The sequence below is a fragment of the Paracoccus benzoatiresistens genome (assembly GCF_026913015.1).
Classification (GTDB): domain Bacteria; phylum Pseudomonadota; class Alphaproteobacteria; order Rhodobacterales; family Rhodobacteraceae; genus Paracoccus; species Paracoccus benzoatiresistens.
The window spans coordinates 44,237-56,835 of sequence record NZ_JAPTYD010000023.1 but is presented as its reverse complement, the minus strand read 5'-3'; the positions used below and the strand labels follow the sequence as shown (position 1 = coordinate 56,835).

The 12,599-nt window shown below is 65.9% G+C and carries 11 protein-coding genes and 1 riboswitch; of the genes, 5 read left to right on the top strand and 6 right to left on the bottom strand.

What is annotated here, in order from left to right:
• Positions 1–286: 286 nt before the first annotated feature.
• On the top strand, positions 287–763 hold the full coding sequence (locus OU682_RS14615; RefSeq protein WP_268942901.1) for a pyridoxamine 5-phosphate oxidase: 477 nt from the start codon (positions 287–289) through the stop codon (positions 761–763).
• 35 nt (positions 764–798) lie between these two features.
• On the opposite strand, the gene OU682_RS14610 is transcribed toward OU682_RS14615, so the two are convergent.
• The 4 genes from OU682_RS14610 to queA all read right to left on the bottom strand — a co-directional run bounded on the left by OU682_RS14610 (position 799) and on the right by queA (position 7,053).
• On the bottom strand, positions 799–3,093 hold the full coding sequence (locus OU682_RS14610; protein ID WP_268942900.1) for a glycosyl hydrolase family 28-related protein: 2,295 nt from the start codon (positions 3,091–3,093) through the stop codon (positions 799–801).
• Between the two features lie 109 nt (positions 3,094–3,202).
• Positions 3,203–4,594, bottom strand: coding sequence for a dihydrolipoyl dehydrogenase (gene lpdA, locus OU682_RS14605; protein ID WP_268942899.1), 1,392 nt, complete (start codon positions 4,592–4,594; stop codon positions 3,203–3,205).
• Between the two features lie 68 nt (positions 4,595–4,662).
• The gene (locus OU682_RS14600) at positions 4,663–5,925 is read right to left on the bottom strand and encodes an MFS transporter (RefSeq protein ID WP_268942898.1); all 1,263 of its coding nucleotides are present in this window, start codon (positions 5,923–5,925) and stop codon (positions 4,663–4,665) included.
• 81 nt (positions 5,926–6,006) lie between these two features.
• On the bottom strand, positions 6,007–7,053 hold the full coding sequence (queA, locus tag OU682_RS14595; protein WP_268942897.1) for a tRNA preQ1(34) S-adenosylmethionine ribosyltransferase-isomerase QueA: 1,047 nt from the start codon (positions 7,051–7,053) through the stop codon (positions 6,007–6,009).
• A 117-nt stretch (positions 7,054–7,170) separates the two neighbouring features.
• Between queA and OU682_RS14590 the strand changes: the two genes are divergently transcribed.
• Both OU682_RS14590 and bfr read left to right on the top strand, forming a co-directional pair.
• Positions 7,171–7,464, top strand: a complete 294-nt coding sequence (locus tag OU682_RS14590; protein WP_268942896.1) for a (2Fe-2S)-binding protein — start codon at positions 7,171–7,173, stop codon at positions 7,462–7,464.
• Positions 7,412–7,897 (top strand): bacterioferritin, encoded by a 486-nt coding sequence (gene bfr, locus OU682_RS14585; protein WP_268942894.1) that lies wholly within the window; start codon positions 7,412–7,414, stop codon positions 7,895–7,897. Before OU682_RS14590 ends, bfr begins: the two co-directional genes overlap by 53 nt.
• A 1-nt stretch (position 7,898) precedes the next feature.
• Here the strand turns inward: bfr and OU682_RS14580 are convergent, their stop codons facing one another.
• A complete protein-coding gene (locus OU682_RS14580) occupies positions 7,899–8,573 on the bottom strand; it encodes an HAD hydrolase-like protein (RefSeq protein ID WP_268942892.1) in 675 nt (224 codons plus the stop codon).
• Between the two features lie 120 nt (positions 8,574–8,693).
• Here OU682_RS14580 and glmU point away from each other — a divergent pair, with 120 nt between their 5' ends.
• On the top strand, positions 8,694–10,037 hold the full coding sequence (gene glmU, locus OU682_RS14575) for a bifunctional UDP-N-acetylglucosamine diphosphorylase/glucosamine-1-phosphate N-acetyltransferase GlmU (protein WP_268942891.1): 1,344 nt from the start codon (positions 8,694–8,696) through the stop codon (positions 10,035–10,037).
• A complete protein-coding gene (gene glmS / locus OU682_RS14570) occupies positions 10,037–11,854 on the top strand; it encodes a glutamine--fructose-6-phosphate transaminase (isomerizing) (protein ID WP_268942890.1) in 1,818 nt (605 codons plus the stop codon). The genes glmU and glmS overlap by 1 nt, the downstream gene beginning before the upstream one ends.
• 37 nt (positions 11,855–11,891) lie before the next feature.
• Here glmS and OU682_RS14565 read toward each other — a convergent pair whose 3' ends face one another.
• Complete coding sequence (locus OU682_RS14565; protein WP_268942889.1) at positions 11,892–12,365, bottom strand: 6,7-dimethyl-8-ribityllumazine synthase; 474 nt, start codon at positions 12,363–12,365, stop codon at positions 11,892–11,894.
• A 75-nt stretch (positions 12,366–12,440) separates the two neighbouring features.
• A riboswitch (FMN riboswitch) is annotated at positions 12,441–12,572 on the bottom strand.
• Positions 12,573–12,599: the final 27 nt, after the last annotated feature.

Genomic DNA, 12,599 nt, shown 5'->3' with positions numbered 1-12,599 from the left:
ACCGCACAGGGCCTTCTCGAACCCCGCCGGAATGGGATGCTTTTCAATCAGTTCCTGGCTCATCTTCCCTCCTGGCTGCTCGACCGCCGCTGGTCCCTGCGCCTTTCGCGCGGCCTGCAGCGGTCGTTCCGGCTTTCCCCAGGAAAATGTTAAACACAGTCGATCCATCCTGTTAAGTGATTTTGCAACAAGGATAATCCTGAAAATTTATTGACCACCTTCAGCAGCGGTCTGTAAATTCTTCACAAGGCTTGCAAAGCATCCGCTGGACCAGCAGCCTTCCCGCATGAGCAGTGATCCGATCCGCGCCACCACCGTCGAGGCTTGCCAGTCCGCGCAGCAGATGCTGGCCGCGATGCGTCACGCGGTGCTGGCGGTGAACGACCCCAAGACGGGCCACCCGCATCTGTCGAAGATCGCCTGCCAGATCGACGGGGCGGGCGTGCCGGTTGCGCTGCTGTCGGGGCTTGCGGTCCACAGCCGCGCCCTGGCCGCCGATCCTCGTGCCGCCCTGCTGGTGGAAACACGGGCGGACCGCGGGGATCCGATGACCTGGCCGCGCATGTCCCTGCAGGTCATGGCCCAGCTGGTCGCCGATCCCGCCGGGCTGCGCGAACGCTGGCTGCGGGCGCACCCCAAGGCGGCGGTCTTCATCGACCTGCCGGATTTCCGCTTCTGGCGGCTTCAGCCCCAGGCGGGTTTCCTGAATGCAGGCTTCGGCGCGGCGTTCCGGTTGACGCCCGCCGATCTTGGCCTTGCATGAAGAAGCCGCCGCGACGGATCGCGGCGGCCTGGTTCCTATTGCGGGCGATCCATCCGGGCATAGACCGACACCCTGCCCTTCACGCCTGACGGCCAGTTCAGCCGGATCTGCCGCTTGGTCGTGCCGATCTCGGTCTGCACCCAGGGGCTGGCATCGACCTGCGCCCCGGCGGCATTGGTGATGGGCGTTTCCGCGATCACCGACTGGACCGACTTGGCCCATCCCTTGAAGGGCAGTCCGTCGATCACCGGCAGGGTCCAGCTTGGCGCGGCGCTTGTCTGGTTGTGCTGCAACATCAGCGGGTTCGAGACATAGTTGTTGATGCCGTTGAAGGTGTTCCCCTCGAACTGCAGGTTGCGCATGTTGTTGTAGTTCAGGTCCGCGATCGAGGTATCGACACGCTCGATCCGGTCGATCTCGCCGTAAAGCGCCTTGAAGACGTTGCTGGTCACGGTCAGTCCGTGGATGAAATGGCCCGTGCCAAAGGGCTTGACCGTCAACCAGGTGAACCACGGGGCAGTGTTGGAACACAGGCAGGTGTTGCCGTTGATAGTCAGCCCGCCGAAACTGTATTCGCTGCCGGTGTAATCTGGCTGGGCGCTGTGCTCGTTCGTCCACTCGATGGAAGCATTGTCGATATAGTTGCCGTTGATGGTCGTCTGCACGTTCGGGCGCGTCAGCACCAGCCCGGCATAGCGCAGCCCCTCGCCCGAGCCGTCGCCCTGGAACCAGTGGTTGCCCGAGATGATGTGCCCGCCGCCGTTCGCGACCATGAAATGAGCGAATCGCACGAAGCGGTTGTCACGGATCTTCACGTCGTTGGCGTTGACGTTGATGGCGATGGTGGTCCGTCGCTGCGCGGGCAGGTCCATCTCGTTCGACAGGAACTGGCAGCGGTCCACCAGCAGGTCCTGGCAGCCCCGCCCGATCGAGGTGATGCCGCGATCCCGGGGCTTGGTCATGTAGCAGTCGCGAAGGGCGATCATCTCGCCCTTCGGCGGCAGCATGATGCCGCTGGCGACGCCTTCGCAGTTCAGGTCCAGATCGACGAAATTCAGCCGCGCCACCTGCTCGACGCCCGAGAAGTCGAACAGATAGCGATAGCGTTCGAAGCTGTAGCTGCGCGTCCCCGCCCCGCCGTGAAGCGGCTGCGACAGGGTCAGCGTCCTGGCCGCGACATCCCTGGCGTTCACATAGACCTCGCGGCCGACGCCGGGGCCCATGACGCGGCTGCCGATCTCGATTGCGGCGACGTTGATCACGTTGGACAGACGCAGGGGCTGGTCGGGGTCATAGGTGGCGGTGCTGGTCCATCTGCCGGTGTCCCAGGCGGTGCCAGCCTTGGCGCAGAGGCTGCCGTTGCAGATCACGCGGCGATTGGAAAACCCGGTCAGATCGGGGGCCAGTTCACCCACGACCAGCGGTTCCTCCAGATCCACGCGACGGCCGCACAGATCGAGCGAGACATGGTCCGTATAGCCGAACAGCGCCTGCAGCGCCTTCTTCATGCCCAGCGTTTCATTCCCGAAAGCATCGGCATAAGTCGGGAAGTTGAAGCTTTGCAGGAATGAGACGCTGGTATTCGCGGGCGTGCGGATGGTGCCCTTGAAGCGGATCCGGCTGTTGATGCCCAGGTCGCCGCTGATGAAGAAGGTTCCCTCGGGCACCAGGATCCAGCCGCCATTGGCCGCCTGGTCGGCGGCGACAAAGGCCGCGCGGTCGTTGGTGACGTTGTCCCCCCTGGCGCCATAGTCGCGCACGTCCACCCAGTCGATCAGCGAGGGGATGAAGGCCGCCGTCACATCATCGATCCGGATCGACTCGATGCGGAAGGCTCCGCCGTTGGCGCCGACCAGATCCAGCCCGAAATGGCCATAGACGGGGGCGGTGCCCCAGGCCATGTCCACGCCCCGCCGCGATCCGACGCCGACAATGGCACTGATCTCGACCACCTCGCCATAGGTGGTCAGCGGAACGGTCGGCCCGACCTCGACCAGGCCGTTCACATGCGCGCGCGACCCATTGCCCGCCCATCCGGCGATGCGCGCGCTGCACAGCGCGCCCGCCACCGCCTTGATGCGCGCCGAGACGCGCAGATAGACGCCGGGGATCATCGGCGTCTCGCCCATGAAGCGGATACTGGTGGTGGTCTGCTGCTTCATCACCTCCAGGCAGGTGCCGAAGTCCTGGTCCGCCGGCACCAGCCCGCCATTGTCGGCCGTGGCCCAGGTGGCGCTGCCCGGCGTGCCGTCCGCCCGGGACCAGGCGTTCAGCCCGCCCCGGAAGGCAGGCGGCATCAGCAGAAGCCCGTTGGTGATCGCGATGTTCATGACCTATCTCCTTCAGCCGCGGCAGGCGCATGGGTGAAGGGATAGTTACCAAACGGTTAACGCAGCCTTGACGGGGCGGGCGTTGCAGCCCCGCCCCGCGCAACGCGGATCAGAAATGGATCGCCCGGCCATAGGCGTCCAGCACCGCCTCGTGCATCATCTCGGAGAGCGTCGGATGGGGGAAGACGGTTTCCATCAGGTCCTGCTCGGTGGTTTCAAGCTGGCGGCCGATGACATAGCCCTGGATCAGTTCCGTCACCTCGGCCCCGACCATGTGCGCGCCCAGCAATTCGCCGGTCCTGGCGTCGAAGACGGTCTTGATCATGCCCTCTGGCTCGCCCAGGGCGATGGCCTTGCCGTTGCCGACAAAGGGGAACTTGCCGACCTTGACCTGATGCCCCAGTTCCTTGGCCTTGGCCTCGGTCAGGCCGACGGATGCGACCTGCGGATGGCAATAGGTGCAGCCCGCGATGCTGCTGGGCTTGACCGGGTGCGGGTGCCCGCCCGCGATCAGTTCGGCCACCATGACGCCTTCGTGGCTGGCCTTGTGCGCCAGCCAGGGCGCGCCCGCCACGTCGCCGATGGCATAAAGCCCCTCGACGCCGGTCCGGCAGTATTCGTCAGTCAGGACATGGGTGCGGTCGATCTTGACGCCCAACTCCTCAAGGCCAAGGTTCTCCACATTGCCGACGATCCCCACGGCGGAAATCACCGTGTCGAAGTCCTGCGTCTCGGTCTTGCCGCCGCTTTCGATATGCGCGGTCACGGTCGAACCCTTGCGGTCCAGCTTCTTGACCGTGGCCTTTTCCAGGATCTTCATGCCCTGCTTGACGAACTGCTTCTTGGCGAAGGCGCTGATCTCGGCGTCCTCGACGGGCAGGACGCGGTCCATCACCTCGACCACTGTGGTGTCTGCGCCCAACGTTTTGAAGAAGCTGGCGAATTCAATTCCGATGGCGCCCGATCCGATGACCAGCAGCTTCTTGGGCATGTGCGGCGGCACCAGCGCGTGCTTGTAGTTCCAGACCAGCTTGCCGTCAGGCTCCAGCCCCGGCAGTTCGCGGGCGCGCGCGCCGGTCGCCAGCACGATGCTCTTGGCGGTGACCTCCTCGGTCCCCTTGTCGGTCTTGACGCTGACCTTGCCGGGGGCAACCAGCCGCGCCTCGCCCATGATGGTGGTGACCTTGTTCTTCTTGAACAGATGGCCGATGCCGCCGGTCAGCTGCTTGGCGACGCCGCGCGACCGCTGCACGACCTTTTCCAGGTCGAAGCCGATGCCCTGCGCCGACAGCCCGAAGTCCTTGGCACGGTGCATCAGGTGGAACACCTCGGCCGATCGCAGCAGCGCCTTGGTGGGGATGCAGCCCCAGTTGAGGCAGATGCCGCCCAGATGCTCGCGCTCGATACAGGCCACCTTCAGGCCCAGCTGAGCGCCCCGGATCGCGGCGACATAGCCGCCCGGCCCGGCACCAATCACCACCATGTCGAAATTCTGGGCCATAGGTTTCCCCTGTCAGGTCACGATAGTTCAGCGTTAAACCAATCGTGAAGAGGGGACAAGCAGCCCGGCTATGCCGCGTCGGAAGACCGCCGGTCGGCAGGGTCGGACTGCTTCTCGTCCAGTGCCGCCTCGACCGCGATGGTGGTGGCGTTCGGCGTGATGACGGCAAAGTTGCCCTGCTCCTCGGGCGTCAGCGCGCGGCGCTGCGTCGTGCGCCACCCGGCATAGACGGTCAGCATCGCCAGCAACACGCCCATGTAGACCCAGAACCCGTCCGGCCCGATGACTTCCATCAGCCAGCCGGTGATGACCGGCCCCCCCATCGACCCGATGCCATAGATGAACAGCAGCCCGGCCGAGGCGGCCGCCATGTCCGACTGATCCAGGTAGTCGTTGGTATAGGCCAGAAGCAGCGCATAGATCGGATTGGCGATCCCGCCCATCATCGCGCCCGCGATGACCAGCCCCAGCGTGCCCGGCTGCGCGGCGATCACGACAAGGCCCGTGGCTGCGCCTACGGCGGCCAGCATCAGCACCAGCTTGCGCCGGTCGTAGCGGTCGGAAATCCAGCCGATCGGATATTGCAGCACCAGCCCGCCCGCATAGCTGGCCGCCACGAACAGCGAGATCTGCGCGACCGACAGCCCGATCGTCGCCCCCCAGACCGAGGACATGCCCGACAGCACCGCGAACACGCCGCCCATCAGGAAGATCCCCACGCAGCCCAGCGGCGAGGCGCGGTAAAGCTGCCTGAAGGTCATGCGCTTGATCGTCTGGAACTGCGGCGCGGGCCGGGCCGACAGCAGGATCGGCATGAAGGCGAAGGACACCAGCACGGATGCGACGATGAACAGCGTATAGCCGCCCGGATCGCTGGTGTTCAGCAGCGCCTGCGCCGACACGATGCCCAGCAGTTGCACGATCATGTAGGCCGACAGCGTCTGGCCGCGGTTTTCGTTGGTGGAACCGGCGTTCAGCCAGCTTTCCGAGGTGATGTAGACCCCGCAGAAGCAGAACCCGATGATGCCGCGCAGCAGCGTCCACCAGATCCAGCCGGGCTCGACGGCATAAAGCACCAGCACGGACGAGATCATCGAGCCAAGCGCCGCGAAGACGCGCACATGGCCCACGTTCTTGATCAGGCCGGGCACGGTCAGGCTGCCCAGCAGGAAACCCGCGAAATAGCCCGACATGACCACCGACATCTGCAGCGTCGGGATCCCCTCCAGCCCGCCGCGGATGCCCAGCAGCGTGCCCTGCATCCCGTTGCCGACCATCAGCAGCAGGATGCCCAGGAACAGCGGCCATGTCGTTCGCAGCACGGAAAGCATCGGGAGGGTCTCGTTCAGGGAGTCGCGATCCGCCCCCATCTGTGGCCCATCTGGCAGGCAGGGGCCACCCGTAAAGCGACCTCAGGGGATCAGCAACGACGCATCGCCATAGCTGAAGAAGCGATAGCCCGTCCGGACCGCATGGGCATAGATGTCCCGGATCCGGTCCTGCCCCATCAGCGCCGAGACAAGCATCAGCAGCGTCGATTTCGGCAGGTGGAAGTTGGTCATCAGCCCATCCGTCACCCGGAAGCGATAGCCGGGATAGATGAAGATGTCGGTCGTCCCCTCGAAGGCCCGCACCGTGCCATCGGTCCCGGCCGCCGATTCGATCAGCCGCAGCGCGGTCGTGCCGACCGGGATCACGCGGCGGCCGTCCGCCCTGGCGCGGTTGATGGCCGCGGCGGCCTCTGCGCTGACCTCGCCCCATTCGGCGTGCATCCGGTGGGTGGTCACGTCGTCGACCTTGACCGGCAGAAAGGTGCCCGCGCCGACATGCAGCGTGACATGGACGAACTCGACCCCCCTTGCCTCCAGCGCCTCCAGCAGCGCGGTGTCGAAATGCAGGCTGGCGGTCGGGGCGGCCACAGCGCCCTGGCGGGCGGCCCAGACGGTCTGGTAGTCCTGGTTGTCCTGCGCATCGGGCGCCCGCAGCGCCGCGATATAGGGCGGCAGCGGCATCGCGCCCACCTGCGCCAGCGCGCGGTCGAAGGCGTCGCCTTGCGCGTCGAAGCGCAGGCGCAACTCGCCTTCCGCGATCTCGGCCACCTCGGCGGACAGGGCGTCGCCAAAGCGGATCACCTCGCCCTCGCGCAGCTTGCGCAGGGGCTTGGCCATCGCGCGCCAGCCATCGGCGGCGGGTTCCAGCAGCGTGACCTCGATCCGTGCGACAGCCTCGCCCTGCGGCGTGGCGCGCGTCCGGGTTCCGGTCAGCCGCGCCGGGATGACCTTCGTGTCGTTCAGGACCAGCACGTCGCCGGGCCACAGGATCTCCGGCAGGTCGCTGACGCGCCGGTCGGCGATCCCGCCGCCTTCGGCCAGCAGCAGGCGCGCCGACGTGCGGGGGCGGGCCGGGCGCGTGGCGATCAGCGACGGGGGCAGGTCGAAATCAAAGTCGGACAGCTTCATGGCCGCGCTTCTGCGCCCACCCAGCCGCGTGGTCAAGCGACAGAGATCTCCAAGCAAAAAAGTCGCCTTTACAATTCCGACGGATTCGCTATGTTTCCGCCCAACAGGAGCCATGCAATGATTGTCTGCCACTGCACGCAAATCTCGGATCATGAGATCAAGGCGGCCATTGACTGGATGAGAACGGCAGACCCTCAGACAATCATCACGCCGGGCAAGATCTACCACGCATTGGGCAAGCGCGCCGATTGCGGCGGGTGCATGCCGCTCTTTCTGGACACGATGCGTCACTGCGATAATCTGGGCGTGGCCCCGCCGATCTTGCGGGCAAAGTCAGATATCGCAAAGGACACCCATCATGAAGGGCGACGCAAAGGTCATCGAGTATCTCAACGCGGCGCTGCGGTCTGAACTGACCGCGGTCAGCCAGTACTGGCTGCATTACCGGCTGCAGGAAGATTGGGGCTATGGCCGCATCGCCGACAAGTCGCGTGCCGAATCCATCGAGGAGATGCACCACGCAGACCGGCTGATCCAGCGAATCATTTTCCTGGAAGGCCATCCGAACCTGCAGAAGCTGGATCCGCTGCGGATCGGCCAGAACCTGCGGGAAACGCTGGATGCCGACCTGGCGGCCGAATACGATGCCCGGACCCTGTATCTGGAAGCGCGCGAATATTGCTCCAGCATCAACGACCAGGTGTCCAAGGCGCTGTTCGATGACCTGATCGAGGACGAGGAAGGCCATATCGACTTCCTGGAAACCCAGATCCAGCTTTACGAGACGATCGGCGCGCAGAACTATGGCCACCTGAACGCCAAACCCGCCGACGAGGCGAAATAGCCTATTCCAGCCAGCGGCGCGCGAGATCGGGCAATTCGTCGAAATGCCCGATCAGCGCGTCAGGGGCGAGACGGGAGATCGCCTCGCCTTCGGGCCCGAAGGACACAAGCGCCACCCTGACCCCCGCCGCCGTCGCGGTCTTGCGGTCGGTTTCGGTATCGCCCACCAGGAAGGACGCGGCGATGCTGCCCCCTGCCCGTTCGACCGCCGCCCTATAGGGGCGCGGGTCGGGCTTCCTGACCGGCAGTGTATCCGCCGCAATCATCGAGGCGAACCTGTCGCGCACGCCAAGGGCGTGCAGCAGCGTCTCGGCCAGGGCCTCGGGCTTGTTGGTGCAGACGGCCAGCACATGGCCCTGGGCCTGCAGCCGGTCCAGCGCCTCCTCGACCCCCGGATAGAGCCTGGTGTGGACGGCGATGTTTTCGCCGTAATGATCCAGCAGGCGCGGATAATCCTCATCCTCGGCCCCCGGCGGCAGCAGCAGGTCCGCCCCCATCCGTCCATAGCCCGCCCGCAGCATCGCCCGCCCGCCGTGGAAGGCCGTCAGCGCATCCGCGACCGGGTCCAGCGCGACATCGATCCCGCGCGCCCTGAAGCAGGCATTCGCCGCCGCGATCAGGTCGGCCGAGGTATCGGCCAGCGTGCCGTCCAGATCGAAGACCACCGTTCCCGCCATGCCCCTTGCCCTTTTCCCGTAACGATCCGACACCAAAGGTGAACGCGCGGGGCTTTCCCACGCGCGCTGACCCGATTAGAACGCCTGTCAACGAATTTGAACAGGTAATGAGGGGCAGGCATGACGGACAAGCCGGTGGCGATCGTGGTTCTGGCGGCGGGTCAGGGCAGCCGGATGCAATCCGACCTTCCCAAGGTGCTGCACCGATTGGGCGGCGTGCCTCTGGTGGGCCATGCGCTGGCGGTCGCCCGCACGCTGGAACCCGAACAGGTCATCGTTGTCGCGGGCCATGGCGCGGACAAGGTGACAAAGGCGGTGGGCAAGATGGATCCCGAAGCGCGGATCGTCCTGCAGCCCGAACAGCTGGGAACCGGCCATGCGGTTCGCCAGGCCCTGCCTGAACTGGAAGGCTTCGAGGGCAAGGTGGTCGTCCTTTACGGCGACACCCCCTTCATCGGCGAGGACACGCTGGCGGCACTTGCCTCGCACCCGTCCGAGGTCGTGGTCCTGGGCTTCGAGGCCGAGGATCCCGGCCGCTATGGCCGGCTGATCGTGACCAACCGGGGGCTGGAACGGATCGTCGAATTCAAGGACGCCGATGCGGCGGTGCGCAACATCGCCCTGTGCAATTCCGGCGTCATGGCGCTGGACGCCTCGCTGCTGCGCCAGCTGATCGGGCGGCTGACGAACCAGAACGCATCCGGCGAATACTACCTGACCGACCTCGTGGCCCTGGCCCGCGCCGAGGGCCGCAGCACCGATGTCGTCACCTGCGACGAATCCGAGACGCTTGGCATCAACACCCGCGCAGAACTGGCCGCTGCCGAGGCCACCTTCCAGGACCGCGCGCGCAGGCAGGCGATGGAGAACGGCGTGACGCTGTGCGATCCCTCGACCACCTGGTTCGCGCTGGACACGGTGATCGGCCGCGAAGCGGTGATCGGCCAGAACGTGGTCTTCGGTCCCGGCGTGACCGTCGAATCGGGGGCCGAGATCCTGCCCTTCTGCCATCTGGAAGGCTGCCACATCTCGTCCGGCGCGACGGTCGGTCCCTTTGCCCGCCTGCGCCCCGGCACGGAGCTGGGGGGCGACGTGCATGTCGGCAACTTCGTGGAGATCAAGAACGCCGTTCTGGACGAAGGCGTGAAGGTCGGCCACCTGACCTATCTGGGCGACGCCCATGTGGGCGAGCGCACGAATATCGGCGCGGGCACCGTCACCTGCAACTATGACGGCGTGATGAAGCACCGCACGGAAATCGGCGCCCGCGCCTTCATCGGCAGCGACACCATGCTGGTGGCCCCCGTGCGCGTGGGCGATGACGCCATGACCGGATCGGGGTCCGTGATCACCGAGGATGTGCCCGACGGCGCCCTGGCCCTGGGCCGGGCACGCCAGACAACGAAGCCCGGCCTTGCCACCCGCCTGATGGCGGCCCTGCGCGCGAAGAAGGAGGCCCGCTGATGTGCGGCATTATCGGTATCCTCGGGTCGCACGAGGTTTCGCCCCAGCTAGTCGATGCGCTGCGGCGGCTGGAATATCGCGGCTATGACAGCGCCGGGGTGGCGACGGTCGATGCCCAAGGCCGGCTGGACCGGCGCCGGGCCGTGGGCAAGCTGGTCAACCTGTCGGACAAGCTGGTCCACGAGCCCCTGCCCGGCCATGCCGGGATCGGTCATACCCGTTGGGCCACCCATGGTGCCGCGACCGAGGTGAACGCCCATCCCCACCGCTCCGGCCCGGTCGCGGTCGTGCATAACGGCATCATCGAGAACTTCCGCGAATTGCGCCAGGAGTTGGCAAGCTTTGGCATCCAGCCGCAATCGCAGACAGACACCGAGACCGTGGCGCTGTGGGCCGCGCATTACATGGACGAGGGCGCCTCGCCGGTCGAGGCCGCCCGCAAGACGCTGTCGCGGCTGAAGGGGGCCTTTGCCCTGGCCTTCCTGTTCGACGGCGAACAGGACCTGATGATCGCCGCCCGCAAGGGCAGCCCGCTTGCCATCGGCCATGGCGACGGAGAGATGTTCCTGGGGTCCGACGCGGTGGCGCTGGCGCCCTTTACCGACCGCATCACCTATCTGGAGGACGGCGACCATGCGGTCCTGACCCGCGCGGGCGCTCAGATCTTCGATGCGGCGGGCAACCAGACCAACCGCATCGAGGCGCGCATCGACACCGGCGCGACCGCCATCGACAAGGGCGGCTATCGCCACTTCATGGCCAAGGAAATCGCCGAGCAGCCGGTGGTGATCGGCGACGTGCTCAGCCACTATGTCAAGGACGACCGGATCATCCTGCCCGACGGGCTGGATTTTCGCGACGTGGACCGCATCAGCCTGGTCGGCTGCGGCACCGCGCATCTGGCGGGCCATGTCGCGAAATACTGGTTCGAACAGCTGGCGGGCCTGCCCTGCGACATTGATGTGGCGTCCGAGTTCCGCTATCGCGAGCCGCCGTTGTCGCCGCGCAGCTGGTTCATCGCGGTCAGCCAGTCGGGCGAAACGGCCGACACGCTGGCGGCGCTGCATTACGCCAAGGACCACGTGGCCCGCACCGTGGGGCTGGTGAATGTCGGCACCTCGGCCATCGCGCGGGATTCCGACATCGCCCTGCCGACCCGCGCGGGGATCGAGGTCAGCGTGGCGTCAAGCAAGGCCTTTACCTGCCAGTTGACGGTTCTGGCGATCCTGGCGCTGAAGGCCGCGCATGACCGCGGGCGCATCGACGATGCGGCGCTGGCCGCGCATCTGGCCGACCTGCGGTCGATCCCGGGGCTGATGCAGCAGACCCTGGCGCTTTCGGATGATTGCCGGGAATTGTCGGAATGGCTGGCTCAGGCGCGCGACGTGCTGTTCCTGGGCCGGGGCGCGCTGTATCCGGTGGCGCTCGAAGGCGCGCTGAAGCTGAAGGAACTGAGCTATATCCACGCGGAAGGCTATGCCTCGGGGGAACTCAAGCACGGGCCGATCGCGCTGATCGACCGCGATGTGCCGGTGATCGTGCTGGCCCCGCATGACGCGCTGTTCGAAAAGACCGTGTCGAACATGCAGGAGGTGATGGCCCGCCACGGCCAGATCCTGCTCTTGTCGGACGAGGGCGGGCTTGCCGCCGCCAGCCACGGGGTGCAGGCCACGCTGCGGATGCCGTCCGGCGGCGGGCTGTTCCAGTCCATCCTTTACGCCATCCCGATGCAGTATCTGGCCTATCACACGGCAGTCGCAAAGGGCACCGACGTGGACCAGCCCCGCAACCTGGCGAAATCGGTCACGGTGGAATGACAAAAGGCGCGCGAGCTTGCCCCGCGCGCCTTTTTCCTTATGCCACCTCGGCGCGGCCCTCGGCGGCGATGCGGGCGTCCAGTTCCAGCATCTGGTGGACGGCTTGCGCAGCCTCGGCGCCCTTCTTGACGAAGTGGTCGCGATAGAATCCGGTCAGCAGCTCGGTTTCCTGATAGTTGTGCGGCGTCAGCGAAACCGAGAAGCAGGGCACGCCGGTTTCCAGTCCGGCATTCATCAGGCCGGTGACAACGGCGGTCGCAACGAAATCGTGGCGGTAGATGCCGCCATCCACGACCAGGGCGGCGGCGACCACGGCGTCATACTTGCCGGTCTGGGCCAGCTTCTTGGCCAGCAGCGGCATCTCGAAGGCGCCGGGCACGTCATAGGCCACGACCTCTGCGCCGGGGATCAGGCGCTGCTGTTCGGCCAGAAAGCCGTCATAAGCGCGATCCACGACATCGGAATGCCAGCGGGCCTTGATAAAGGCGATACGGGGGGTCTTGTGAGTCATCTGTTGAGGAACCTTACGTTAGCTTGCGTACGGTCCCAGAGCACGAGCCATGACCGTGCCCTGGGCGGACGCGGCCACGGTTCTCTTTCATCCAGACTATACTGTCGGCCCCGGAGTTTCACCGGATCTGCTGACCCCTTCGTTGCCGAAGGGCGCTCGCGGGCTGTGACCGCCGGTGGGGAATTGCACCCCGCCCTGAGAACGATCCCTAGATAGCACGCGATACCCCTTTCG